Source organism: Eggerthella guodeyinii (genome assembly GCF_009834925.2).
Classification (GTDB): domain Bacteria; phylum Actinomycetota; class Coriobacteriia; order Coriobacteriales; family Eggerthellaceae; genus Eggerthella; species Eggerthella guodeyinii.
Genome location: NZ_CP063310.1, coordinates 168,738 through 194,258 on the forward strand (window position 1 = coordinate 168,738; position 25,521 = coordinate 194,258).

Annotated in this window: 18 protein-coding genes and 1 tRNA gene; 15 read left to right on the plus strand and 4 right to left on the minus strand. The window is 63.2% G+C overall.

Features of this window, described 5'->3' with window-relative positions; all coding sequences use genetic code 11:
* Nucleotides 1-21 precede the first annotated feature (21 nt).
* On the plus strand, nucleotides 22-1,395 hold the full coding sequence (locus GS424_RS00710; protein ID WP_160940713.1) for a serpin family protein: 1,374 nt from the start codon (nucleotides 22-24) through the stop codon (nucleotides 1,393-1,395).
* A 79-nt stretch (nucleotides 1,396-1,474) separates the two neighbouring features.
* On the opposite strand, the gene GS424_RS00715 is transcribed toward GS424_RS00710, so the two are convergent.
* Nucleotides 1,475-3,433: an FAD-binding protein gene (locus GS424_RS00715; protein WP_160940712.1), complete on the minus strand. Its 1,959-nt coding sequence runs from the start codon at nucleotides 3,431-3,433 to the stop codon at nucleotides 1,475-1,477.
* A gap of 226 nt (nucleotides 3,434-3,659) precedes the next feature.
* On the opposite strand from GS424_RS00715, the gene GS424_RS00720 reads away from it, so the two are divergent.
* Complete coding sequence (locus GS424_RS00720) at nucleotides 3,660-4,871, plus strand: PucR family transcriptional regulator (protein WP_160940711.1); 1,212 nt, start codon at nucleotides 3,660-3,662, stop codon at nucleotides 4,869-4,871.
* Nucleotides 4,872-4,913: 42 nt separating this feature from the next.
* Here GS424_RS00720 and GS424_RS00725 read toward each other — a convergent pair.
* Nucleotides 4,914-4,996 (minus strand) — tRNA-Leu (locus GS424_RS00725).
* 212 nt (nucleotides 4,997-5,208) lie between these two features.
* On the opposite strand from GS424_RS00725, the gene GS424_RS00730 reads away from it, so the two are divergent.
* The 3 genes from GS424_RS00730 to GS424_RS00740 all read left to right on the plus strand — a co-directional run bounded on the left by GS424_RS00730 (nucleotide 5,209) and on the right by GS424_RS00740 (nucleotide 8,489).
* On the plus strand, nucleotides 5,209-6,627 hold the full coding sequence (locus GS424_RS00730) for a Sapep family Mn(2+)-dependent dipeptidase (RefSeq protein WP_160940710.1): 1,419 nt from the start codon (nucleotides 5,209-5,211) through the stop codon (nucleotides 6,625-6,627).
* A gap of 121 nt (nucleotides 6,628-6,748) precedes the next feature.
* Nucleotides 6,749-7,636, plus strand: coding sequence for a tyrosine-protein phosphatase (locus GS424_RS00735; RefSeq protein ID WP_160940709.1), 888 nt, complete (start codon nucleotides 6,749-6,751; stop codon nucleotides 7,634-7,636).
* Nucleotides 7,637-7,775: 139 nt separating this feature from the next.
* Complete coding sequence (locus GS424_RS00740; RefSeq protein WP_009305719.1) at nucleotides 7,776-8,489, plus strand: LytR/AlgR family response regulator transcription factor; 714 nt, start codon at nucleotides 7,776-7,778, stop codon at nucleotides 8,487-8,489.
* Between the two features lie 147 nt (nucleotides 8,490-8,636).
* On the opposite strand, the gene ngr is transcribed toward GS424_RS00740, so the two are convergent.
* Nucleotides 8,637-9,425, minus strand: coding sequence for a nigerythrin (gene ngr / locus GS424_RS00745; protein WP_160940708.1), 789 nt, complete (start codon nucleotides 9,423-9,425; stop codon nucleotides 8,637-8,639).
* Nucleotides 9,426-9,662: 237 nt separating this feature from the next.
* On the opposite strand from ngr, the gene GS424_RS00750 reads away from it, so the two are divergent.
* From GS424_RS00750 to hypD, 4 genes are all read left to right on the plus strand, one after another.
* Entirely contained in the window at nucleotides 9,663-11,381 is a 1,719-nt protein-coding gene (locus tag GS424_RS00750) for a glucose-6-phosphate isomerase (RefSeq protein ID WP_154332734.1), read from the plus strand.
* Nucleotides 11,382-11,486: 105 nt separating this feature from the next.
* Nucleotides 11,487-13,916, plus strand: a complete 2,430-nt coding sequence (hypF, locus tag GS424_RS00755; protein ID WP_160940707.1) for a carbamoyltransferase HypF — start codon at nucleotides 11,487-11,489, stop codon at nucleotides 13,914-13,916.
* Nucleotides 13,907-14,158, plus strand: coding sequence for a HypC/HybG/HupF family hydrogenase formation chaperone (locus tag GS424_RS00760; protein WP_154332736.1), 252 nt, complete (start codon nucleotides 13,907-13,909; stop codon nucleotides 14,156-14,158). Before hypF ends, GS424_RS00760 begins: the two co-directional genes overlap by 10 nt.
* A 62-nt stretch (nucleotides 14,159-14,220) precedes the next feature.
* Nucleotides 14,221-15,306 (plus strand): hydrogenase formation protein HypD, encoded by a 1,086-nt coding sequence (gene hypD / locus GS424_RS00765; RefSeq protein ID WP_160941070.1) that lies wholly within the window; start codon nucleotides 14,221-14,223, stop codon nucleotides 15,304-15,306.
* Nucleotides 15,307-15,532: 226 nt separating this feature from the next.
* Here hypD and GS424_RS00770 read toward each other — a convergent pair whose 3' ends face one another.
* Entirely contained in the window at nucleotides 15,533-17,179 is a 1,647-nt protein-coding gene (locus tag GS424_RS00770) for an FAD-dependent oxidoreductase (protein ID WP_160940706.1), read from the minus strand.
* Between the two features lie 176 nt (nucleotides 17,180-17,355).
* Between GS424_RS00770 and GS424_RS00775 the strand changes: the two genes are divergently transcribed.
* The 6 genes from GS424_RS00775 to GS424_RS00800 all read left to right on the plus strand — a co-directional run bounded on the left by GS424_RS00775 (nucleotide 17,356) and on the right by GS424_RS00800 (nucleotide 25,492).
* Nucleotides 17,356-18,786, plus strand: a complete 1,431-nt coding sequence (locus GS424_RS00775) for a helix-turn-helix transcriptional regulator (RefSeq protein WP_160940705.1) — start codon at nucleotides 17,356-17,358, stop codon at nucleotides 18,784-18,786.
* Nucleotides 18,787-18,870: 84 nt separating this feature from the next.
* Complete coding sequence (locus GS424_RS00780; protein WP_160940704.1) at nucleotides 18,871-20,226, plus strand: diguanylate cyclase domain-containing protein; 1,356 nt, start codon at nucleotides 18,871-18,873, stop codon at nucleotides 20,224-20,226.
* A 495-nt stretch (nucleotides 20,227-20,721) separates the two neighbouring features.
* A complete protein-coding gene (locus tag GS424_RS00785; RefSeq protein ID WP_160943707.1) occupies nucleotides 20,722-21,870 on the plus strand; it encodes a serine/threonine protein kinase in 1,149 nt (382 codons plus the stop codon).
* Between the two features lie 260 nt (nucleotides 21,871-22,130).
* Nucleotides 22,131-23,273, plus strand: a complete 1,143-nt coding sequence (locus GS424_RS00790) for a DMT family transporter (RefSeq protein ID WP_160942182.1) — start codon at nucleotides 22,131-22,133, stop codon at nucleotides 23,271-23,273.
* Between the two features lie 33 nt (nucleotides 23,274-23,306).
* Nucleotides 23,307-23,867, plus strand: coding sequence for a hypothetical protein (locus tag GS424_RS00795; protein WP_160942181.1), 561 nt, complete (start codon nucleotides 23,307-23,309; stop codon nucleotides 23,865-23,867).
* Between the two features lie 329 nt (nucleotides 23,868-24,196).
* Nucleotides 24,197-25,492, plus strand: coding sequence for an MFS transporter (locus GS424_RS00800; RefSeq protein ID WP_160942180.1), 1,296 nt, complete (start codon nucleotides 24,197-24,199; stop codon nucleotides 25,490-25,492).
* The last annotated feature ends 29 nt before the right edge of the window (nucleotides 25,493-25,521 follow it).

Consider the following 25,521-nt stretch of genomic DNA (forward strand, 5'->3'; position numbering starts at 1 on the left):
GGGCCGGATGGAGGGAGCACCATGGAGCGACAGGAGCGACAGGCGAACCGAGGCGACGGCCTCACGTGGAAGGCGGCCGCGCTGGTCGCGGCGCTCGTGGCGCTGCTGGCGGCAAGCGCGGTGCTCAGCGCATGCGGGACGCAGCAGCCGACCAGCGAGTTCGCGGTGGCGCAGCCGGTCATGCCGCAGAAAGCGTCCGAGGATAATCCCGATGCATGGCTCGATGCGCTCGAGCAGAACCCTCTCGACCAGTCGTTCGTGGAGTCGCTGTCGACGTTCGCGTACCGCAGCTCGGCCGCCGCTTTGAGCGACGACGCCAGCGTCGCGAACGGCGCCGGCGAGATCGATCCGGCGAACCGCATGTACTCCCCGCTCAGCCTGTACTACGCCCTGGCGCTCGCCAACGAAGGCGCCGCGGGCCAGACGCGCGACGAGATCGACGCGCTGCTGGGCGCGCCCGCTGGCGCGAACGTGCCCGAGCAGTGCGGCAACCTGTTCCGCGTGCTGGCGACCGACCCCTTCTCCACGGTCGACCTGGCGAACTCCATCTGGATGGCGAAGGGCAATCCCTTCGAGCAATCGTTCATCGACACCGCCACCGGCCAGTTTTACGCCACGCCGTTCTCGGTGGAATTCGGCACCGAGGCCACCGACCAGGCCATGGCCGCGTGGATTTCCGAGAACACGGGCGGCACCATCGAGCCCCAGGTGAAAACCGAGAGCGATCTGCTGCTGTCCATCATCAACACCGTGTACTTTAAGGGCAGCTGGACGGACACGTTCGATGCGGAGAACACCGCGCCCGCCACGTTCCACGCCGCCGAGGGCGACGTCGAAACCGACTTCATGACGCAGCGCATCGACTCGCTGCAAGGGTATCGCCGAACCGACGACTTCCTGCGCGCCAGCCTCGCGTTCACGGGCGGCGCCATGATGACGTTCGTCCTGCCGAACGAGGGCGTGTCGGTGGACGACCTGCTGTCCGACGAGCAGCGCCTGGCCGCGGCCTTCGCCGTGGACGCCAACGAGGACGAGTACGGCTTCATCACCTACGTGGTGCCGAAAGCCGCGTTCGACACCGAGTTCGACCTGATCCCGGCGCTCGAGCGGCTGGGCGTACAGGCGGCGTTCGACGACCGGGCCGATTTCTCGAACCTCACATCCACGCTGGCGTACATCTCCATGGTCAAGCAGGAAAGCCACATCACCTGGGACGAAGAGGGCGCCGAAGCCAGCGCCTACACGAACATCGGCATCAGCGAGATGTCCGCGATGATCCCCGAGGGCGAGGAGGTGGAGCTGCGGCTCGACCGTCCGTTCCTGTTCCAGATCACGTCGTCGCAGGGCATCCCTCTGTTCGTCGGCGTTTGCGGCAACCCGGCCGTGGAGACGTAACTACCAACGTACGGGCGCGCGATGCGAGTTGGAGGAGCCTCGCATCGCGCGCCGTGGGCGGTCGAGCGTCACTCGAGCGCTACATCCCTGCTTTCTCTAGCGCCGCTTTGACAGCTTCGGCAAACGCTTTGCTGGTGACCGAAGCTCCTGAGATAGCGTCGATGTCGGGGGACTGCTTTTCGACGACCATCTGCGGAAGCTTCTTGAGCGCTTCGCCGCCGATTTCAGGAGTCTCGCTTTCCTTAAGCACTTCTACGGACTCAATGGTGCTATCGTCCATCTTGATCTTGACGACGATCTCTCCGCCGAGTCCTGACGCCGCTCCTACATACTCGTTTTCGGCAACCTGGTACTCAGCACTGCCGACGGCATCCGTTTCAGCTCCGAGGATGTAACTCAAATCGGACTCCACCTGGCTTTTAGCAGCGTACAAAGCTAGATCGCCCTTCTTTTCCGCCGCGTTCGTGCCGGCTATCTTTCCGAACACGAGACACTCTGTCATATTCGACGCGCCTTGGTAGTTCTTTGCCGTGAAGCCACCGAATTCGCCGGCAGCGTAAAGATGCGGGATGGGATTGCCTTGTACATCCATGACCTGCGAATTGGCGTTGTGGCGTGGGCCGCCTTGGGTGTTCAGAATGCGCGCCACCATAGGGAACGAGTAATAGGGGCCGGAACCGATTTCCTTCATAGTCTCTGCATTTCGACCGCACTCCCAGTCCTCGCCTTGCTGCGCGTAGAGGTTGTACTTCTCGATCGTGCTCTTCAGGACTGTGGGATCGGCGCCGATTGATGCTGCCAGGGCTTCGATGCTGTCTGCTTGCACAATCAGGGATGCCATTCTGTCGTCTAGCTGGTTCGCCTGGGCGATAAGGTCGTAATGGGCCTGATCCATGATCAGGTGATTGTGTTTCGTATGCTGGGGGTGGGGCCACTCACCGTGCCCTGATACGTGCCCGTGCCTGGTCATGTAGGTCTCGTTCACGTACCGGCTGCCGTCGGAGCCTATGAGAACGTAGCTGCCGCCCGTATCGAATCCGGGAATGCCCACGGTTCCATACGGAGATCGCTCGCCCATAGGAGCCTCGAGGCCAGCACCTCCGAGAAATCGAATTCCCTCGTAGACGCCCATATGCCAAAGATCCGCCCCTGCTTCGAGAACCATCGAGATGCCATCGCCTCGGTTGTACAACGTTCCGATGGGGTTGTAGACGGCAAGTCCCAGATAGTCGTTTACCATGCGCGGGTTGTTCTCAAAGCCTCCGCATGCTAAAACGACGCCATTCCGTGCCCGGATGTTGAGCGGGGTGCCTTTCCGGTCGATGGCTACGCCGAGTATCGTCAAGGTGTCCGGATCTTGGATGAGCGCGGTGCCGGGAGACTCGTACCATACGTCGATTTGGTTTTGCTCCTCATACACCTTGTCTCGGTACAGATTCCAAAGGGCTGCATCGGAGAATTTGCCGTTGATGGTTCCCACGTCGACGGCATCGCTGCCTTCGAGTTCGGGAAATTCGGGAATTCCCCAGTTCCAAGCCGCCTGTCCTTTGAAACTCGCCACCTCCTCGATGCCGTATTCGTCCACAAGGATGCTCGGTATCTGAACCATGCCGTCGACGAGTGCGCGCAGGACGTCTTCGTCGTACTCGATGCCTCCCGATAGCGCTTCGTAGTAAGCCAAGAGTTTGTCTTCGTCCCCTTCCTTGCCGAACGCGATGCATTGGGCGCAGTAGCGGGTGTTGCCGCCTTCGTGCCCTTCAGGCGCGACGTCGAAAAGCAGCACCTCCGCGCCGTTCTTCGCCGCGTAGTGAGCGGCAACCGCTCCCGCTCCGCCGAATCCCATGACGAGTACGTCGTATTCGCCGTCCCATTTGACCGTATCCGCATAGGTGTACGAACCCGACTGGGCGGTTGCTGTCTGTGCTGGCGAACAGCCCCCAAGTGCTCCGATGGCGGCAGTGCCGAAGATTCCTGCAGCGGCTCCCTTGATAAAATTGCGTCGCGTGAAACTGCTTTCCGGCGTTTGATTTTCGACCACGATAGATCCCCTTCCTGCTGATTCGAGCAGTTCTTCAGTTTGTTTCTTTATACGAACGCAGGCGCTTGCTGGTAAGCAAGATACGCTCAAAGGGGATAGTGCGGTATAGTATAATGAGAAAAACAAGGGAGCAGATTTTAGTGTTCTGACCAGTTGAGGGCGCTGTTATTGGATTTTTACCAACGTGGGAGGGGGCGGCTTGTGTGTTTGCACAAGTCGAGCGCACATGTCGATGCTTTCAATAAGGGCAGAATCGACGCTGCTGCCCATGGTGTACGAGTGCGTCGACATGCAGCAGTTCATAGATGCCGCCGCGGCGCTTATAGGAACCCCCATCCGCTTTTCGCCTGACAACGATTTGGAGCTTGCATTCACTTCTCCCGGTTATCCAGCATCCGACATCGACGATATTCGTCAATTGCTCGCGGACGACGAGTTGGCATTCCATACATTCCTCGACGTTGTTCGCAAAGCCGACAGCCAGGGCAAACCGATCTACCTCTTTGATGGAAATGAGATAGGAGGCGATGTCGGAAACGGCAGGGTCGAGAAGATATTCTGCAATATCGCGATCGGGACGCGTTACTACGGAAACCTGTCCATCCCTCGAGCGGATATACCCCTCGAGACCGTTGACGGAGATCTAGTCGCGACGATAGCCCATCTGGTTGCCCTTATGTGCGCGGCTCATGGTGTAGGGGGATTCGAGCGCACGAACGAAGATGCTTTCAGGGCGCTTCTCTTCGGGGCGGTAACGAATTCCGCGCAGCTTGCGTTGCGCGTGAGGGATTGGAAAGCGTATGAAAACAGGGAGTGGAGGATGATTTGCGTTGCCTTGCCCGAAGACAGGCCCGAATCGTATCTTCGCTCGGCCATCCAGAGGATTTTTCTTGATAGCCCCGTTGTTTCAAAAGGAAAGACGATCAACGTACTGTTCGATATCGCGGACGGTGACATCGATTCGTCAACAGAGGATAAACTCCGTGAGCTCGCCTATAGTTTCAAAACCGTTGTGCTCGTCAGCGGCTCGTTCGATGACGTCCTTTCGTGCTTGGACGTGCATTCGTGTATGCAGAGCTTTCCTCAAATGAGAGACCCGGAGCCCGGAATGTTGGTCAGCTGCGATCGCTACAAGGAGTTTTCCTTGTTCTGGTATTCCAAGCTGCCCCCGCATGAGCTCGAAAGGCTTATGCACCCAGCGATTTTGGCCATGAGCCGCTACGACGAGAAAAACGGCACCGAGTATCTGAAAACGCTTCGCACGTATGCGGAATCGAACAAGAACGTCGTTGAAACGGCGGCGAATCTTTCGGTTCATGCCAACACGGTTAATTATCGTGTCAAACGGATGCGAGAGCTATTTGGCATAGATCTTTCGGATGCGGACACGCTCTTTGAGGTGATGCTCGCGTTTCGCCTGCGTGACTTCATAGGGTGAAACGAAACGAACCCCGAGTTGGGGTTCGTTTTCATATGCGGATGGTGCCCGAGGCGGGATTTGAACCCGCACGTCTAGGACAACGGTTTTTGAGACCGCCGCGTCTGCCATTCCGCCACTCGGGCGCACCGTGAAAGTATACCGGATGCCCCGGTGCCCGTCGAGGACAAAATGCCGCGCAGGGGAGACAAACCTTCGGCGACAATCGCTCAACATATGCATGATGCCCTGGCATGTCGATTCGGCAACGGTCATAATGGAACGATCTTCGCCGCGCGGCCAGGTGGCTGCGCCGGTTTCACGTACCGCACGCGCACTTGAGAGTCGGGAGGCACCTATGGAGCACGAAGAACTGACCAAGAAAATCGACGCGTACCTCGAGGACAACTGGGAGACGATGGTCGACGATATCACGACGCTCGTTCGTATCCCCAGCTTCGAAGAGCTGGACAAGGCGGCGGAGGGCGCGCCGTTCGGCCCCGGCCCGAAGGAAGCGCTCGCCGCGGCGCTCAAGCTGGCGGGCGACATGGGCTTCGCGACCCACGACGCCGAGGGCTACATCGGGTTCGCCGACTTCCCCGGCGAAAGCGACACGCAGCTGGGCATCATCGGCCACATGGACGTGGTTCCCGCCGGTCCCGGCTGGACCTTCGAGCCGTACGCGGTCACGCGCAAGGAAGGCTACCTCGTCGGCCGCGGCACGCTCGACGACAAGGGCCCCAGCGTGGTGGCGCTGCACGCCATGAAGTTCTGGAAGGATCTGCAGGACGCCGGCGAGGTGCCGCCGTTCCCCTACACCATCCGCTTCCTGTTCGGCGCGAACGAGGAATCGGGCATGGCCGACGTCGCGTACTACCACAAGCACTACGAGGACCCGGCGTTCCTGTTCACGCCCGACGCCGAGTTCCCCGTGTGCTACGGCGAGAAGGGCGGCTACGACGGCACGATCGCCAGCAAGCCCATCGCCGACCGCGTGGTGCTCGAGTTCACGGGCGGCGCGGCCACGAACGCGGTGCCCGGCATCGCCGAGGCCGTGGTGAAGGCCGACGCCGCCAGCCTGCCGAACACCGACCGCATCACCGTGACGGCCGACGGCGAAGGCCGCGCGAAGCTCACGGCTGCTGGCAAGGGCGCGCACGCTTCCACTCCCGACGAGGGCGTGAACGCCATCGGGCTCGTTGTGGACTACCTGCTGGAGCACGACCTGTGCACCGCCAGCGAGCGCGCGTTCTTCGAACTCGACCAGAAGCTGCTCAACCACACCGACGGCAGCGGCATCGGCATCAAGAGCTCCGACGAGTACTTCGGCCCGCTCACCGTCATCGGCGGCACCATCAAGATCGAGGACGACCGCTTCGTGCAGACGCTCGACAGCCGCTTCCCCACGTCTATCACGGCCGACGAGATCAGCGAGCGCCTGCGCCAGCTCACCGACGAGATCGGCGGCACGTTCGAGAACACGCTGCTCATGGTGCCCTTCCTCGTGAAGCCGGACAGCCCGGTGATCCAGGCGCTGCTGAACGCCTACAACGAGGCCACGGGCGAGGACGCCAAGCCGTTCACGATGGGCGGCGGCACGTACGCGCGCGAGTTCAAGAGCGGTGCCAGCTTCGGCCCCGAGAAGCCGTGGATCAAGGATCCGGAATGGGTCGGCATGATGCACGGCCCCGACGAGGGCGTCAGCGAGGATCTGCTCAAGCAGTCCTTCAAGATCTACGCGCTCACGCTCGATAAGCTCATGCAGCTTGACCTGTAGTAACGATTTCCGTACGAACGCCCCGGCGGCCGCGCGCTGCCGGGGCGCCGCATCCTTCCCGACGGCCCGTCGGCCGACAAGCGCCCGGTTCGGGCGTTTCTGCTTTTGAAAGGTGGTTCGCATGCCCGAATTCGATACCGTCCCCACCGATTTTGCCCCTGCCATCGGCATCGCTCCGGCCGAGGGCCTCGAGAACGAGGAAGGCGGCCGCATCGTGCTGGAGGGCCTTCCCAACACGCGCGACGTGGGCGGCCTGCCCACGGACGACGGCCGCTACGTGAAGCACGCGCGCCTGCTGCGCTCGGGCGCGCTCGACCACGCCACCACCCGCGATCTCGAGGTGCTGTTGGACGACTACCACGTGCGCACGGTTGTTGACCTGCGCACCGAAGAGGAGCGCAAGGAGCATCCCGACCCGGAGGACGGCCTGATGGGCGTGCGTTTCGTGGATGCGCCGGTGCTGAGCACCTCCACGTTCGGCGTCACGCGCGAAGGCGGTATGATGCAGGCGCTCAAAATGCTGCGCACGGTGCAGAAGAACCCGGCCAGCATCATGGAGGAAGTGTACGAGCGCATGATGCTGGACGAGCAGAGCCAGCGCGGCTTCGCGCAGTTCTTCGCCGACGTGCTGGCCACCGACGAGGGCTCGGTGCTGTGGCACTGCACCATCGGCAAGGACCGCGCCGGCCTGGCCGCCGCGCTGCTGCTGTACGTGCTGGGCGTCACGCGCGAGGCCATCGAGCAGGACTACCTGGTCACGAACAAGTACGTGGAGTCCGAGACGCAGAACATCATGGACGCACTGGCCTCGTTCGGCCTGGGCGACAAGCTGGACAAGAGCATCCACGTGATCAACTCCGCCGACCCGCGTTTCCTGCGCTCCGCGCTCGATGCCGTGGAGAAGCAGTACGGCAGCCTCGACGCCTACGTGCGCGACCAGCTGAACGTCACCGACGAGAAGCGCGCGGCCCTGCGCGCCCGCTACCTCACGGACGACCCGCGCGGGTAACGGCAGGTTTGCCGATGGTCAACGGCGGTTGATGGTCTTTCGTCGGTTTGGTTGTTCCTATCTTTCGGCTTTTGGCCGGTTTCGGCGCTCCATGACTTATAATGAGCGAAAGAAAACGTACGGAAGGTAGGAGGCTTAGGTGTTGAAAGCGATGATCGTCGATGACGAGGCTCCTGCGCGTTCAGAGCTGAAGTTCCTGCTTGACGAACTGGGGCAGACCGAGGTTGTCGCCGAAGCTGCCAGCGTGCGCGAGGCCATCGAGAAGCTGAAGGAATATCCGTGCGACGTGATGTTCCTCGACGTCAACATGCCCGAAGCGACGGGTTTGCAGCTGGCCGAGGCGTTGCAGCATCTCAAATTCCCGCCCGCGGTGGTGTTCGTGACGGCGTACAGCGAGTTCGCGTTGGACGCGTTCAAGGTGAACGCCATCGACTACCTGGTGAAGCCGGTCGAGACTGAGCGCCTGTCGCAGGCCATCTCGCGCGTGCGCGAGCACGTGTCGCTGCACGTGCAGGCGCAGAAGTCCGAGCGCATCCCCGTCGAAAAGGGCGGCAAGAAGATCCTCATCGGCATCGACAAGATCCGCTTCGTCATGGCGCGCGACGATTACGCGTACCTGCAGACGGACACGGATCGCTACTTCTCCACGGTCAGCCTGGCCCAGCTGGAGAAGCGCCTCGACGGCCACGGGTTCTTCCGCGTGCACCGCGGCTACCTGGTGAACCTGTCGATGGTGGAGGAGATCGAATCGGTGTCGGGCGGCACGCTGCTGCTCACGCTGAACGCCGTGGACGAGAAGATCCCCGTCTCCCGCCGCCGCGTCTCCGCCCTGAAGAAGGCCCTAGGACTGTAACAAAACCGCATCGAATCTCGAACAAAGGCCGGCAGATGCCGGCCTTTTTGCTAGGTACGAACGAATGTTTCACGTGAAACATTCGTCTTCGCACGAAAAAGCGCCCGAGCGTTTGCTCGGGCGCTTTGCGGTTTCGGCGGCGTTGGCCTAGTACGCCGTGAAGGACGACTTGGGGGCCAGGCAGATGGGGCAGGCGACGAAGTTCTCGCCCTTGTGGATGTAGCCGCAGATGGGGCACAGGTAGTACTTGCCGTCGAAGGGGGTGTCGATGGTGGTGTACGCGTCCATGTACAGCTTCGCGTGGTAGGCTTCGGCGAGCTTGGCGCGGGTGAACACCTGCACGGCCTTGTTGTTGCCCTCTTCCTGCGCCTTCTTGATGAAGGAGGGGTACATGTCCGACGTCTCGTAGATCTCGCCGTTGGCGCCGGAGATCAGGTTGATGTCGCTCTCGTGCTCCTCGACCGTGGGAGGCTCGGGCTTCTCGGTGGCGGGGTCGATCTCCTTCGCCAGATCGTACTCGAGCCCGATGTGGATCTTCTCGGCGTCGGCCGTGCACTGGAACAGGCGGGCCAGCACGTCGAAGCCTTCGTTCTTGGCTACCTTGGAGAACGCCTCGTACTTCGTGGTGGCGCCCGTCTCGCCCGTGATCGCCGTCATGAGGTTCTCGTAGGTGGTGCCCACGGTGGTCGTGCTGTCGTAGATGATGTTGAAGTTGCTGGCGGTGGCCGCATCGGGCATAGCCTGCGGATCGAGCACCTCGGCGACGTACTCGCTGCCGGCGCCGGCGTCGGTCTTGGTCGAGGTATCGGCTGCGGGCTCGGTGGTGGCGTCGGCCTTCGGCTCGGCGCCGCATGCGGCCAACAGGCCCAGCGCGGAAATCGAAGCGGCGCTGACGGCAGCACCCTTCAGCAGGTTCCTTCTCGTGATATCGGACATGATTCCTCCCTCGTCTTCCCGATGAGCTCCTCTCCAGCCCATCTGATAATCGATACTATATATCAATTAAGAATGATAATCAATAGTGAATTACCACGGACGGGATCATGGTTCCGCTTCGCCCCGCTCCCTTCTGCGCACACGTTTTGTCCACAACTCCGTCACAAGCGCAAACACGATGGCCAGCCCCCGGTGCCGTTTGCTAGAATGAAGGGAATTACGCTGAAAGAAGGTTGTATGCTATCCGGTGATGTAGAAAAACTGTATCCTTCCGCGAAAATACTCGTGAAGGACTGCGTTGCCAGCCGCATCCATGACAAGGATGCGAGCCTGTACGGCTTCTCCGACGAAGCGCGTTCCTGCTCCGAGCAGTACATGGGATGGACGGATCTTGCCAGCAATCCGCCGTACTCCCTGCGTGATATCCAAGACTTCGCCGACTCGATCATCGCCCAAGGGCTGAAAACGGTCGTCCTCATCGGCCAGGGCGGCTCCACGCAGGCACCCATGACCATCACCAAATACAACAAGCCCGACTCGTCGAAGATCACGTTCAAAACGCTCGACTCCGACTCGCCCGTGCGCGTGCGCGCCATCCTGGCCGAGGCGAAGCCCGAGACGACCCTGTTCGTGATCTCCTCGAAGAGCGGCGGCACCATCGAGCCGCGCCTCGCCCTGCGCGCCGTGCGCGACGCGGTGGCCGACCGCATCAGCGAAGAGGAGCTCGTGCAGCACCTCGTGGCCATCACCGACCCCGGCTCCATGCTGGAGCGCCAGGCGCGCGAAGAGGGCTGGGCCGCGGTGTTCTCCGGCGAGCCCACGGTGGGCGGGCGCTTCTCGGCGCTTTCCGTGTTCGGCCTGCTGCCGGCAGCGCTCGTGGGCATCGACCTCGAAGAGTTCATGGCGCACGCCATCGACGCCGAGCGCCAGTGCAGCGAGGATGCCATCGACAACCCGGCCATCGGCCTGGCGTCGTTCCTGTACGACAACTATCTGCAGGGCCGCAACAAGTTCACGTTCCTCACGCCGAAGCGCGGCCGCGTGCTGGGCCTGTGGATCGAGCAGCTGGTGGCCGAGAGCCTGGGCAAGGACGGCCAGGGCATCCTGCCGAACATCGAGATCGACTCGCTGCTGCTGACGAAGGACCCGGGCGACCGCAGCGTCATCATGTACCTCACGCGCACCGACCTGTGGGACGAGCGCCGCAACTTCGAGATGAGCCTGTCCTACATCGACCCGGCCATCCCGCGCGCCAACTACAAGATCGATTCGGTGGAAGAGCTTGCCGAGCACTTCGTGATGTGGGAATACGCCATCGCCATGTGCGGCTACCTCATGAAGCTCTGCCCCTTCGACCAGCCCGACGTGGCATCGGCGAAGGCCGTGGTGCTTGACATCCTCAAAGAAGGCCAGCCCGAGCCCGATTTCATCCAGGATTTCATCGACGACGTCCACATGGGCGAGGTCGAAGTGCGCCTGTCCCCGTGCTTCAAGGATTGCACCGACACGCGCGGTGCGCTGCGCGCGTTGCTGGGCAGCATCCAGCCGGGCGATTTCTTCGCGCTCAACGCGTTCCTGCCGTTCACGGGCGAGGGCCGACGCGAGGCGCTGGAAACCATCCGCCACGGCGTGGCCGAGAAGCGCGGCGTGGTATCCTGCCTCGAAGTGGGCCCGCGCTACCTGCATTCCACCGGGCAGCTGCACAAGGGCGGCCCGAACTGCGGCGTGTTCCTCATCCTGTCGGCCGACGAGCTGAAGGACATCCCGCTGAAGGACGAGGCCGAAAGCCTGGGCTCGTTGGCGAAGGCGCAGGCCTCGGGCGACCTCGTGACGCTGGCCGAGCGCGGCCGTCGCGTGGTGCATCTGCACCTGCCTGACAACTCGGGCGTCACGTTGCGCAAGCTTGCCGAAGTGATCTGCGGCATCCTGGAAACGATGGAAGCCCCGTCGGCGTAATGGACGACGGCGCGACACGATAATGCTATACCCCGAGGGCGGCCGTTGAGCCGCCCTCGTAGATTGACGACGACACTGGCAACGGTACAACGCGGAGGCGTGCATATGAAGGAAGCGCTCGATATTCAGGTCAAAGGCATCGTGCAGGGCGTCGGGTTCCGCCCCTTCGTCTATCGGCTGGCGAAGAAGTACCTGATCGACGGCTGGGTGCTCAACGCCACCGACGGCGTGTTCATCCACGCCGAAGCCGAGACGAAGCTGCTCGACGAGTTCGTCATCGAGCTGTCCGAGAACCCGCCGGCCGCCTCGCGCGTGGAGGAGGTGACGCTCAAGGAGGTGCCGCTCGAGGACTTCGACTCGTTCGAGATCCGCTTCTCCGACGCGGGCGCGGTGGAGAAGACCACGCTGGTATCGCCCGACCTCGCCACCTGCGACGATTGCGCTCGCGAGCTGTTCAACCCGAACGATCGGCGCTATCGCTACCCGTTCATCAACTGCACGAACTGCGGGCCGCGCTTCACCATCATCGAGAAGCTGCCCTACGACCGCAAGAGCACGTCGATGAAGGAATTCCCCATGTGCGAGCGCTGCGCGCGCGAGTACGGCGACCCGCTCGACCGCCGCTTTCACGCGCAGCCCGACGCGTGCTTCGAATGCGGGCCGCACATCAGCTGGTGCGAGCACGAGGGCGGCGCCATCGACGCGCCGCTCGGTCCGATGACGTGGGGCGCCACGCGCGAGGAGAGCGACGCCATCCTGGCGCGCGCCGTCGAGTTGCTGCTGGACGGGAAGATCCTGGCCGTGAAGGGGTTGGGCGGCTTCCATCTGGTGTGCGATGCGTCGAACCCCCAGGCCGTGGCGCTGCTGCGCGCGCGCAAGCGTCGCGAGGGCAAGGCGTTCGCGGTGATGATGGGCGACGTGGCGGACGTGCGCCGCTTCTGCGAGGTGAACGAAGCGGAGGAGGGCATCCTCGCGGCCACGCAGCGCCCCATCGTGTTGTTGCGCAAGCGCGCCGACGCCGCGTTCGCTCCCGGGTTGGCCGACGCGCTGCCCGAGCTGGGCGTCATGCTGCCCTACACGCCCATCCAGCACCTGCTGCTCCACGACTTCGTGGAGACCGGCGGTGCCGGGATGCTGGTGATGACGTCGGGCAACATCCATGACGAGCCCATCGTCATCGACGACGAGGATGCCTACGCGAAGCTGTTCGGCGTGGCCGACGCGTTCCTCGGCCACAACCGCGCCATCCGCGCCCGCTACGACGATTCGGTGGTGCGCGTCATCGAGGCGGGCAGCGCCGGCGAAGCGGTCCAGTTCATCCGCCGGGCCCGAGGATACGCGCCGCTGCCGCTGGCGATGCCGCCGCACGAGGGCGCCTGCGCCGCGAGCTCCCTCTTCGCCACCGGCCCCGAGCAGAAGAACACGTTCGCGCTCACGCGCGACGCCGAGGCGTTCGTCTCGCAGCACATCGGCGACCTCGAGAACGCCGAGACCTACGACGCATGGCTCCAGGCCAAGGATCGCTACGAGACGCTGTTCGAGATCGAGCCCGCGTGCATCGCCTGCGACCTGCATCCCGAGTACCTCACGTCGAAGTGGGCGCACGAGCAGAGCCTTCCCGTGACCGAGGTGCAGCACCACCACGCGCACGTCGTGTCGGTGATGGGGGAGCACGGCCTGACCGGCCCCGTGTGCGGCATCGCGTTCGACGGCACGGGCTACGGCGTGGACGGGGCCATCTGGGGCGGCGAGGTGCTGCTCAGCAACCTGTCCGCGTTCGAGCGGTTCGCGAACTTCGCCTACGTGCCCATGCCGGGCGGCGCGGCGGCGGTGAAGCATCCGCTGCGCATGGCCTACGGCGTGCTGTGGGCGTTCGACCTGCTGGAACATCCCGGGGCCGCCGACGCGCTGGGCGCGCTCGGCGAGCAGGCGGCCGTGTGCGAGCAGATGATCGACCGCGGCATCAACACGCCCATGACCTCGTCCGTCGGTCGCCTGTTCGACGCGGCCAGCGCGCTGCTGGGCATCTGCGTGGAGCCCACCTACGAGGGGGAGCCGGCCATCCTGCTGGAAGCGGCCATCGACGATCCGGCGGATGCCGCGCGCGGCGCAACGGGTGAAGGCGCCTACGAAATAGGGGTGCTCAAAAACACCGCAACCTCCACCAGCACGGCGCAGGACACCTCGGTCGTGCTGTTCGACGCGGCGCCAGTGTTCGCCGCGCTCCTCGACGACCTGGCAGCCGGCGTGCCCGTCGGCGTCATCGCACGCCGCTTCCACGATGCGTTCGTGCAGGCCATCGTCACGGCGGCCGAGCTTGTGCGCAGCTTGTACGATATCGACACGCTCGCGCTGTCCGGCGGCGTGTTCATGAACCGCTACCTGCTCGAGCATGCGCTGGCCGCGCTCGAGGCCGCCGGCTTCACGGTGGCCGTCAACCGCGACCTACCGCCCAACGACGGCTGCATTTCCTTCGGCCAAGCTGTGGTAGCATGGGCCTCGAACAACGAAGAAGGAGAACAGCCATGTGCTTAGCCATACCTGCAAAAGTAACCGAGATGAAGGACAACCACCTGGCTACGGTGGATATCCTCGGCGTCACGCGCGACATCTCCATCGACCTCACGCCCCAGGCGAACGTCGGCGATTTCGTGCTCGTGCACGCCGGGTTCTCCATCGAGGTGGTGGATCCCGACTACGCTCAGGAGACCATCGACCTCATCAAGCAGTTCCCCGAGCTGGCGGGTGACGATATCCCCCTCGGCGAGGTGCTGTGATGGGCACCGCCGACGCGCCCGCCACCGCGTCGCATATCGCGCGCACGGTGGACGCGGCCACGATGGCCTCCGAACTGGCGGCGTTCAAAGACCCGCAGCTCGCGCGCGGCCTCATCGAGTCCATCGCGAAGCTGTCGCCCGAAGGCGGCGCCACGCTCATGGAGGTGTGCGGCACCCACACTGTCGCCATCGCGCGCAACGGCATCCGCAACCTCATGCCCGAGGGCACGCGCCTCGCGTCCGGCCCGGGCTGCCCCGTGTGCGTGACCTCGAACAGGGACATCGACACGGTCATCGCGCTCGCCCGCGTCCCGAACGTCACCATCGCCACGTTCGGCGACATGACGCGCGTGCCGGGCTCCACGTCCAGCCTGCTGGCCGAGCAGGCGGCGGGCCGCAGCGTGCAGATCGTGTACTCGCCGCTCGATGCGCTCACGCTGGCCGAGCAGAACCCCCAGCGCGAAATCGTGTTCGTGGGCGTGGGCTTCGAGACCACCACGCCGCTCGTGGCCATGTCCATCAAGCGCGCGGCCGCGGCCGGCCTCAAGAACTTCAGCGTGTTCGGCGCTCACAAGAACATGCCCGGCGCGCTGGAAGCCATCATCAACGACCCGAAGCTCAAGGTGGACGCGCTCATCCTGCCCGGCCACGTGAGCACCATCATCGGCGCCAAGCCCTACCAGTTCCTGGCCGAGAAGTACGGCATCCCCGGCGTCATCACCGGGTTCGAGCCGGTCGACGTGCTGCAGGGCATCGCCATGATCATGCGCCAGCTGCACGAGGGCCGCTCCGAGATCGAGATCGCCTACGCGCGCGGCGTCATGCCCGAGGGCAACCCCGTGGCGCTGGCCGCCATCGACGAGGTGTTCGAGACGTGCACCGCGCTGTGGCGCGGCCTGGGCGAGATTCCCGGCTCGGGCTACCGCATCCGCGAAGAGTTCGCGCAGTTCGACGCCGTGCGCCGCTTCCAGCCCGACATCGAGCCCACGCAGGATCCGAAAGGCTGCCGCTGCGGCGACGTCCTGCGCGGCATCATGGCCCCCAACGAGTGCCCGCTGTTCCGTACGGTGTGCACCCCCGAGAACCCCGTGGGCCCCTGCATGGTGTCCAGCGAAGGCAGCTGCGCCGCCTACTACCGGTACTACTGAGGGAGGGCGCTCCTCGTACCCGGCTGCACCTCGCTCATCCCGACGGGCCCCTCATCGAGGGGCCCGTTTCGCGTTCGCCGAGTGTTTCACGTGAAACATTCGTTCTGCAACAGCAAGCCGGCCCCCGAAAGCGTCGCTTTCGGGGGCCACGGCTTTCGGGGGGGGGGGGGGGCGCATGGGGCGCCTGGCGAAAGGGGAGGGTGCGGCCCGCCGGGCGCCCCTGGGCCTATTCGGCCGCCGCTGCGATGGCGCTCTGCGCCGAGATGCGGCCGAACACGAGGCACTCGGCCACGTTGCCGCCGCCCTCGTAGTAGTGGCCCCAGATGGAGCCGAACTCGCCGGCGGAGTACAGGCCGGGGATGGGATTGCCGTCGTAGTCGAGAATCGCGCCGTTGGCAGCGCGCACGGGGCCGCCGTCGGTGTTGAGGAACGACGGCGCGCACAGCTGCGCGTAGAACGGCGGGGTCTTCACGGGCACGAGCGTGCTTTCGGGGCGGTGGAAGAAGATGTCCTTGCCGTTTTCGCAGCACTCGTTCCACTGATCGACCGTGGTCACCAGCTCGTCGACCGGCACTTCCATCAACGCGGCAAGCTCCTCGATGGTGTCGGCCGCGTACGCGTACCCCTTCTCGTCGGGCGTTTCGCCCGACTCCGACGGCGGGATAGCGCCCTGCGCCAAACCGTCGGCGTCGAACACGAACCACGCCTTCGACGGCATGGGCAAGTGCGGCCATTCGCCGCCGAACTGCATGTGGCCGTGGCGCGAGCCCACGTGCATGCTCATGTCGGACAGGTACGGGTACTTCTCGCGCACGTTGTAGCCGTCCCAATCCATGTAGAAGCGGCGGCCGTTGGTGCCCACGGTGATGCCGAAGCCCTTGGGCGCGGGCTTGAAGATGGGCGGGTTCGTGTACGCGGTATTCTCGAGGTCGCGTCCGGCCATCCAGAATCCGGCGACGTTGTTCATGTGCCAGAAATCCGCGCCGATCTGCGCGCAGATGCGATGGCCGTCGCCGGTGTTCAGCGATCCGGCGGCGGGGACGGCCGCGCCTTGGCCGAGGTAGTTCTGCATCATCTCGGGATTGTGCTCGAACCCGCCCAGGCACATGATGACGCCGCGCTTCGCGCGGATGCGCTTCCGGTCCTTCTCGCCCGCGACGATGCCCGTAACGGCGCCGGTTTCGGCGTCCTGCACGAGGTCGACCAGCGGCGTGCCGGTGCGGTATTCCACCACGTCGCCGTGCTGGGCAACCGCCTCTTCGAGGAACACCTGCACATGGTTGGGTCCCTTGACCTCCACGTCCTTGCTCTTGCCGATGGCGAAGTACCCGAACGCGTACGAATTCTCAAGCTCGTGGTATTCGGCGTTGCGTTCCTCGGGGTCGGACGTGGGCTCGGTGATGCTCATCTCGTCCTTGTTGGCGCCCATCTCGATGACCCAGTCGTACACCCAGCCGAGCCCCTGCGCATAGGCTTCCAGCACGTCGTCGGGCGTGGTGCCGTGCGCCAGCTCCTTGAGGTAGGAGGCGAAAACGTCGGGCTCCTTCGTCCAGATGGCGTCGCCCTTGCAGAACGGGCTGTTGCCGCTCGGCGTTGCGCCCTTCTCGATGAGCAGGCACGTCGCTCCTTTTCCCTCGGTCGCGACGGTCAGCGCCGCGGCGTGTCCCGCGATGCCGCCGCCCACCACGATGACGTCGAACTCCTCGTCCCACGCGCCGGTGTCGGCGGCGCTTGCGGCTGTGTCCGTGCCGCCCGACGGCGCGCATCCGGCCAGCCCCATGGCGGCCGCGCCCGCAAGCGCAATGCCGGCGGTTTTCACGAACCCGCGGCGCGTCTGCGCCGGACCCGCGATTATGTTCTCTCTGGTGCTCATAACCCCTCCTTGCGTATGGTGGAACAACTACGGCCCGATCATCGCCGTTCGCTCGCGCCTTGCCTATCGGCGAAACGGCAGATTTAGGCTGATGAGGCGCATCCCCAAAACGGACGATGGTGCGCCGGTTGTCGGCCGGTGTATGATGGGGCGTCCGAAGCTGTTGGGAGGGATCGGTGTTAAGCGCCATCAAACACTACCGCACCGCGTGGTGCATCGCCGTGGGCTGGGCCCTGCTGGCCGCGTGGGCCGACCTGTTCGGCCATTCGGCAGGGTTCGCGCAGTCGTATTCGGGGCTGGTGGGCCTCGGCAACATGAGAATCTACTGGCTGGTGGGGCTGCTGCTTTTGTCGGCTGCCATGGCGGCGTTCCCGCGCGCCTTCGAGCGCTCGAGGCGCATCCTGTTCTTCTGCATGCCCTTGGCCGCCTCGTTCGGCACCATGGCTTTTGCCGTCGCCGCTCAGCAGGCCTTTTTCCAGCCCGAGGTGATCGCCCTGCTGGGCATCATCGTCGCGGGCGCGGGCTATGCGTGGTTCACCTTCCTGTTCTGCGGCATCCTGGCGGAGACGCAGAGCATGTCGTGCGCCATCGGAGGCATCGTGGCAAGCCTCGCCCTGAAGACGGCGCTCGTGCAGGTGTTCACCGGCGCGCTTTCCGAGGCTGCGCAGGTGGGACTCGCCATCGTGCTGCCGTTCGCCATCGCTGCCCTGGCGGAGGCGGGGGAGCGCGGCCCGCGCACGCGCACGGACCTTGACGAGTGGGTACCCGCGCCCGACGCGCCGGCCTCGTATCGCTACGTGGCCCCGCAGATTCTCGCGGCCGCGCTGGCCGTGGCAACCACGCGCGTGCTGACGCCGCTCGGATTCTTCGGCGACCCGCTCAACCAGTTCATGGGAGCCATGCCCATCGTCGTCGGAACGATCAGCATGATCGCCGTGCTGGTGGGCCTGTCCTACGTCGTGTTGGCCAAGCGCACGAAGATCCACCTCAACCGCAGGTTCATGCCCGCGTTCCTCGTGGTGCTCATCGCGTTTTTCGTATCGGCGCTCACGCCGTCTTCGCAGGGGATCGTCTCGGCCGCCGCCGAAGTGTTCATCACCGCGGTGGAGGCGCTCGCCCACGCGCTGTTCTGGACGCTGGTCGTCACCGCCATCCGCTTGGGAGGCGCGTCGAGGTTTCGCGTGGTGGGCCTGTCGACGGGGTTCTACGACGCGGTTTCCATCATCTGGGTGGCGTGGTTCTTCAGCCTGGGCGTGATGAGCAACGCCGCTGTGCTGTTGGTTGCGTTCGTGCTGGTCATGCTTGTCATCTGGCTGATCGATCGCGGCGGGGGAGAGGAGCGTCCCGCAGCGCCTCCCGAGCTGGTCGTCGATCGGCGCGGCGAGATTGCCGAGCGGGCGGGCCTGTCGCCGCGCGAGACGGAAGTGTTCATGATGCTGGCCCAGGGCCGCTCGCGCGCGTTCATCAGCGAGGAGCTGGTGCTGTCCGAGGGCACGGTGAAAACGCACATCTCACATATATATACCAAGTTGAACGTGCATGGCCGCCAGGAGATGTTCGACCTCCTCCTCGCCGAGGATTCCGAAGCCGCCGAAAGGGACGGATGACGCGCGAGCTGCGGGCTGGTCCTTTCGCTCGCGAGATGTGTTACCCTTACCTTTCATGACGGCAGGGGTGTGGGAGGGGATGACGTGGCGCGAAGGGGACGCGAGCAATCGTGCAAGCGGATGCTGCCGTTGCACCCTGCCACCTTCGCTATCTGCACGGCGCTGGTCATCTGCGTCGTAGCGTATTTCGCGTGGGACGACGTGACGCGCCGCAAAGAGGACGCGCTCCATACCGATCAGGTATACAGCGCGCGCATCGAGTCGGTGCTCACCAGCTTGTTCCATAAAACCGACGTGCTCGAGGCCATGATCATCGCCGAGGGCGGTTCGTTGTCGGAAGACACCTTCACCAGCTTGGCCATATCGCTGAACGAGGGGACGGGCGTTCGCGCCATCCAATACCTGCCCGAGGGCGTGGTGACGTACGTCTATCCACGCGAGGGAAACGAGGCGACGCTCAACACGAGCGTATTCGACAACCCCGAACGCCGTGAGGATGCGCTGCTGGCCGTCGAGACGAGGCAGATCACGCTTTCCGGCCCCTACGAGCTGCTCCAGGGAGGTCTGGGTCTTGTCGCACGCAACCCGGTGTTCTTTGGCGAAGGCGACAACGAGGCGTTCTGGGGGTTCGTGGTGGTCGTGCTCGACCTGCCGCAAGCGCTCGATCCCATCGATTTGTCCGACTTAGAGGAAGCGGGCTACAACTACGAGCTGTATACCTCCTCCGACGCGGGCGAGCGGCTTTCCATCGCGTCTTCGCAGGTGCCGCCTGGGAACGATGCGGTCGAATACGGCGTGAGCGTGCCGAACCACGACTGGACGCTGCGGCTGGTGCCGAAAGACGGCTGGCTCGATCGCAACATGCTGCTCGCCACCGGTTTGTTTGGCTTGGCCATGAGCCTGCTGCTGGCCATCGTCGTCCGCCAGATGCAGATCAAGCGCCACGTGCTGCATACGCTGGCCACGTCCGACGAGCTTACCGGTTTGCACAATCGCCGGTGGCTTGCGGAAGAGCTTGAGCGCTGGTGCGCCGATGAGAGCAGGAGTTTCGCTGTCTGCTATCTCGATCTCAACGGGTTCAAAGAGGTCAACGACACCTTGGGCCATCGACAAGGCGACCGGTTGCTCGTACACATGGCGGATCGCCTGCGCGCCGCGTTCGACGATGCCGACGCCATCGTGCGCATGGGTGGCGACGAATTCGTGGTGGCGCGGCGCGATGTGGGGCCGGACGACGTGGACGCGCTCGTGACCGATCTTCGCATGACGATCGGCAAGCCCATTGCGTTGGACGAGGCCGTGCGCTCCCTCACCGCCGGCATCGGCGTCGCGCTCTTCCCCGACGACGGCACGGATTACGATGCGCTTTTGCATTGCGCGGACGAGAACATGTATCGCGACAAGCGCGCGGAAAAGGCGTCTGCCTCCGCACAGCTCTGATCCGTCCGAATGTTTCACGTGAAACATTCGTTCGCGGGGGTGGGAATGGTCAAGTTTCGATGACAAATTATTGTAAGAAAATTTCCTGACGGAGAACTTGTGCAGTTGGTTGTGCATGTCATATGTTCGGTTGCGCACTCATGTTCGAGACGCTCCGTGCATGACTTTTCCGTTTGTTTCCATCGTTATACAGAACGAGGGAATCAATTGCGGATAATATCCAATATCGGGCTAAAAACTGCATAAAGTCGAAAACCTCGCCACTCAACATTTTTGTGCATTTGAACAATTTGCTTATTCGTTTTGCTCAAATGTCCACGTAATTTCATGTTGCAGATGAACAAAAAAGATGGTATAACTGGCTCATCGGCAAATCTGGAAAGACTTGCCACGGCGGGCTCAAAAGCCGCGGCTCTCTCTCCAGCAAAGCTGCAGTTTGTAGTTGTGCCATCCAATAGGCAGCGCAGGGAGCGTTGCCGGAGAAAGGAGACTGTCATGGCGAAGATAGTCAGCTCTTGGAACGACTGGGACCCGCTGAAGCGCGTGATCGTGGGCCGCTGCGACTACTCGATGATCCCGCCCGAGGAGCCCGCGACCTCCGAGAAGGTGCCCGTCGACTCCGAGATGCGCGGCATGTGGGGCCCCCGCCCGACGGCCACCGTCGAGCGCGGCAACGAGTGCCTCGACAACCTCGTGAAGATCCTCGAGGACCGCGGCGTGGTCGTCGACCGCCCGACGCCTTTGCAGTGGAACCAGGCCATCGGCACGCCGGACTTCCGCAACGACTCCATGATGACCTGCATGCCGCCCCGCGACATCCTGCTCACCATCGGCAACGAGATCATGGCGTCGGCCAACTCCTTCCGCTGCCGCTACTTCGAGTACCTGGCCTACTGGCCGCTCATGAAGCAGTACTTCGACGAGGACCCCGAGTTCAAGTGGACCCAGGCCCCCCGCCCCCGCTTGACGGACGCCTCCTACAAGCACAACTACTACGACGAGAAGATCTCCCTTGAGGACCGCCTGGTCCGCACGGCCAACAAGGACTTCGTCACGACCGAGGTCGAGCCGATGTGGGACGCCGCCGACGTGATGCGCATGGGCAAGGACCTGTTCATCCAGCACGGCCTGACCACCAACCGCACCGCCATGGAGTGGTTCCAGCGCTACTACCCCGAGCTGCGCGTCCACGCCGTGAACTTCCCCGGCGACCCCTACCCGATCCACATCGACGCGACCTTCGTGCCGCTGCGCCCGGGCCTGATCATCAACAACCCGCAGCGCCACCTGCCCGAGGAGCAGCGCGCGATCTTCGAGGCCAACGACTGGCAGATCGTCGACGCCGCCCAGCCGGCCCACACCGAGCCGCCGGCGCTGTGCTACAGCTCCGTCTGGCTGTCCATGAACTGCCTGGTCCTCGACCCGAAGACCGTCATCGTGGAGGCCTCCGAGGTGCACCAGCAGGAGCAGATGGACAAGCTCGGCATGAACGTCATCCCCTGCGACCTGCGCGACGCCTACCCCTTCGGCGGCGGCCTGCACTGCTCCACGGCCGACGTGTTCCGCGAGGGCGAGTGCCTCGACTACTTCCCGAACCGCGTCGCCGACCCGACCCTCATCCATCCCGAGATGTGGAACGACTAAGCGCGTAGCTTGACCTACTTGTCACCGACAGGCATCGTCACTTCGTAAAAGAAAGGGGATTCGGTTTGCACAGCATTCCGGGTCCCCTTTTTCATTCCTAAACTCGACAATCACGCACAACAAAGTTCGGTCATGTAGGATCAAAGGTAAGACGCAACGGTCCGTATCCGAGTTTCGCATTCGATCTTGCATGACAAAGGCCCCTCACCAGGGGGCTTAGGTGGGGCATATCTTTTTTGCTACTGGTTTAAGGAGGACCAATGGCAGACAATAACAAAGACCTTAAGGTCGGCAAGGACGTGGACGGCTCCGGCGGCTACGAAATGAAGCTGAACCTGGGCACCATTGCCATGTTGATCTCGGCGACGGGCATGGGCTTGGTTCCCCTGTTCAGCCGCTGGGCCACGCGTACCGACATGTTCGACGGTGCGGCGGGCTTCAACGCAGGCGACAGCATCGGCGCCCTGATGGCCGTTGGCCGCATGGGCATGGGCGTGCTGTTCTTTGTCGTGTTGCTCGTTGCGACGCACAAGGTGCACGTGTTCAAGAAGCTCAAGCTGACGCCGGCTATCGCGCTGGGCGGCTTGATGATCGGCATGTCGCTGGCCTGCTACGTGACGTCCACGCTGCTGACCACCGTGTCGAACGCGGTGCTGTTCATCTACATCGGCCCCGTTATCTGCGTGCTGTTGGCCCGCATCTTCCGTAAGGAACCGATGTCGCCTCTGCAGTGGATTTGCTTGGCGGCGGTGTTCATCGGTATGTTGTTCGGCGAGGGCCTGCTCGGCTTCGGCGTGGGCGGCCAGGTGTTCGGCCTCGACTTCAACCTCGTGCCTTCGACCCCCGAGTTCCCGATGAAGGGCATCGGCGACGCCTTCGGCATCGCTTCCGGCTTCTTCTACGGTGCTTCGATGTTCTTCAACGGCTACCGCAAGGACGCCGACACCACGGCTCGTGGCGTGTGGAACTTCATCTTCGCCGTCCTGGGCGCCGGTGTTATCACCATCGTCCTGAACTCCCTCGGTGCCACCCCTGGCATGGAGAACTGGGCGCTCAACGTGCACTTCACCACGTTCAACTGGATCGGCGCGGTGCTGCTGTGGATCATCTGCGGCCCCATCGCTCTGGGCTTCCTGCTGGTCGCCGGCCGCAACCTGCCGGCTGCTGACTACGGCACCATCGCTTACTGGGAAGTTCCCGTCGCGCTGTTCATCGGCCTGGTCGTCTTCGGCGAGCCGTTCACCATCAACACGGCATTGGGTGCCATCCTCATCATCGGCGGCGGCGCTATCCCGTCCGTGAAGGGCATGGTTGCCGGTCGCAAGCACAAGCAAGAAGTTGAGATCCGCGAGAACCTCGCTGCCAAGCTGGCGGAAGAGGAAGCCAAGGAAAAACTGAAGTAGTTCCGCGATACATTTGAGAGGAGCGTGTGGCATATGAAGGTTACGAAGAATCTGACACACATCGCTACTGAGGTGGAATTCGAGGCTGCTAAGAACGAGGAAGAACTGCATGCTGCCTTCGCGCAGCAGGGTTTGCAGGGATTCGCGGCTGAGCTCGACATCGCCGAGCGCACCGAAGAGCACGTGCAGATGATGTCGCTGGAGACGATGCTCCAGTTCGCGAAGGCGTCGGGTTTGAACGCCGTCACCTACGACGTGACGTACTTCCCGCATGCCGACGAGGCCGAGGTCGACTACCAGCTGAACCAGCTGGCGCACGACCTGGAGATCAGCTCCGAGGTCATCCGCGACCTGTGCGCCACGGAGATCCGGGAGTATCTGGAGTTGGACGCCAAGCGCGACGTCAACGTTCCCGTGCACAGCATCGTTGAGGCGTACACGGGCGGCACGGCGTTCGCCTGGTACGGCATGAACGACTACCCGCGCCTGAAGCGCGTCATCCTGCGCAAGCTGGCGGAGGGCGGTCAGAAGGCCAAGCGCAACTTCATCATGCGTGCAAGCAAGGCCCAGGTGGACCTGCTCGAGGATTACTGATCGCCCACGCGTGCGACCGGAACCTCCGGGTTGCCTGCCAGCCTGTCGATGAGAACGCAGTAAGCACGACGAACCATGCGTTTCATAAGGCGTTTTAGGTGGAGCCCGTTTGCTGCAAAACGGGCTCCACGCCTTTTGGCGGGCAGGTTGTTCACCGGTTAAAACATGAACGAAAGGTTACAGGTTTACCTTTTATTGCTTTTTATGCGGTATGATAACCTCAGGTTAAGGCGTTTCCCGACTATTAAAGGGGGCTTCTTTGGAGCACCAAATACGCCGACAGCTTGCGTGTACTTTTAACGAAGCTGCTAATTTCTTAGGGGATTACCATGGGATCTAACGACCAAAGTTCCACTATCAGAAAAGTAGCCGTTTCATCGTTCCTTGGGAACTTCATCGAATGGTTCGACTACGCAACCTATTCGTACTTCGCGGTGGTCATCGCAAACGTGTTCTTCCCTGGCGACGACCCCGCCCTGGCGCTCATGCAGACGTTCGCGGTATTCGCGCTTTCGTTCCTGCTGCGCCCGATCGGCGCCATCTTCTGGGGAAGCATGGGTGACAAGAAGGGCCGCAAGTGGGCCCTGTCCACGTCCATCTTCCTGATGACCGGTGCGACGTTCTGCATCGGCCTGCTGCCGGGCTACCTGGCCATCGGCCTCGCTGCGCCCATCTTGCTGCTGTTGCTCCGCATGATCCAGGGCTTCTCGGCTTCCGGCGAGTACGCCGGCGCCGCCACCTTCCTGGCGGAGTACGCACCCACGAACAAGCGCGGCGTGTACTGCTCGCTCGTGCCGGCTTCGACGGCCGTGGGCCTGCTGGTGGGTTCGACGTTCGCCACCGTCATGTACACGATCCTGCCTGACGCAGCCGTGAACGAGTGGGGCTGGCGCATTCCGTTCCTGCTGGCCGGACCGCTGGGCCTCATCGCTCACTACATCCGTACCAAGCTCGAGGATTCGCCGACCTACCAGGAGATGCAGGCGGCTATCACGAAGAGCGACGACTCCAACCACCCGATTCGCGACCTGTTCCGCCATCACTCGAGGGAGCTCATCATCTCCTTCGGCGCCGCCATGCTGAATGCGGTGGGCTTCTACGTGGTGCTCACGTACCTGCCGGTGTACTTGGAGACGGTGGTCATGATGCCGGCGAACGAATCGTCGCTGATCACCACTATCTGCTTGGTCGCGTACGTGGCGTTCATCTTCGGCATGGGGCATCTGTCCGACAAGTTCGGGCGCAAGAAGATGCTCATCATCGCATGCGTGTCGTTCATCGTGTTGACGGTGCCGTCGTTCATGCTGCTGAACACGGGCGCGTTCTTCACCGTGCTGGCGGTTGAGCTGGTCATGTGCCTGGCGCTTACCATCAACGACGGTACGCTGTCCAGCTACCTGACCGAGACGTTCCCGACTGCGGTGCGCTACACCGGGTTCGCTCTGTCGTTCAACTTGGCGAACGCCCTGTTCGGCGGTTCGGCCTCGTTCATCTCGACCGCGTTGATTGCCGCTACCGGCTCCAATCTCGCGCCTGCCTGGTACATGGTCGGCGTGTCTTGTATCGCGCTGGTGGCGATGATACTATCGCATGAGCATACGGGTAAGGATCTGTCTGAAGTGTAAGGCCCTGCGGCCTGCAACGACGATACCGT

Excerpts from the sequence above, each read along its gene's own strand:
- GS424_RS00750 (WP_154332734.1), top strand. The coding sequence starts at position 9,663 with ATGCTATCCGGTGATGTAGAAAAACTGTATCCTTCCGCGAAAATACTC.
- GS424_RS00720 (WP_160940711.1), top strand. The coding sequence starts at position 3,660 with ATGTCGATGCTTTCAATAAGGGCAGAATCGACGCTGCTGCCCATGGTG.
- GS424_RS00730 (WP_160940710.1), top strand. The coding sequence starts at position 5,209 with ATGGAGCACGAAGAACTGACCAAGAAAATCGACGCGTACCTCGAGGAC.
- GS424_RS00800 (WP_160942180.1), top strand. The coding sequence starts at position 24,197 with ATGGGATCTAACGACCAAAGTTCCACTATCAGAAAAGTAGCCGTTTCA.
- ngr (WP_160940708.1), bottom strand. The coding sequence starts at position 9,425 with ATGTCCGATATCACGAGAAGGAACCTGCTGAAGGGTGCTGCCGTCAGC.
- GS424_RS00785 (WP_160943707.1), top strand. The coding sequence starts at position 20,722 with ATGGCGAAGATAGTCAGCTCTTGGAACGACTGGGACCCGCTGAAGCGC.
- GS424_RS00770 (WP_160940706.1), bottom strand. The coding sequence starts at position 17,179 with ATGAGCACCAGAGAGAACATAATCGCGGGTCCGGCGCAGACGCGCCGC.
- GS424_RS00790 (WP_160942182.1), top strand. The coding sequence starts at position 22,131 with ATGGCAGACAATAACAAAGACCTTAAGGTCGGCAAGGACGTGGACGGC.
- GS424_RS00795 (WP_160942181.1), top strand. The coding sequence starts at position 23,307 with ATGAAGGTTACGAAGAATCTGACACACATCGCTACTGAGGTGGAATTC.
- GS424_RS00735 (WP_160940709.1), top strand. The coding sequence starts at position 6,749 with ATGCCCGAATTCGATACCGTCCCCACCGATTTTGCCCCTGCCATCGGC.
- hypF (WP_160940707.1), top strand. The coding sequence starts at position 11,487 with ATGAAGGAAGCGCTCGATATTCAGGTCAAAGGCATCGTGCAGGGCGTC.
- GS424_RS00760 (WP_154332736.1), top strand. The coding sequence starts at position 13,907 with ATGTGCTTAGCCATACCTGCAAAAGTAACCGAGATGAAGGACAACCAC.
- GS424_RS00710 (WP_160940713.1), top strand. The coding sequence starts at position 22 with ATGGAGCGACAGGAGCGACAGGCGAACCGAGGCGACGGCCTCACGTGG.
- hypD (WP_160941070.1), top strand. The coding sequence starts at position 14,221 with ATGGCCTCCGAACTGGCGGCGTTCAAAGACCCGCAGCTCGCGCGCGGC.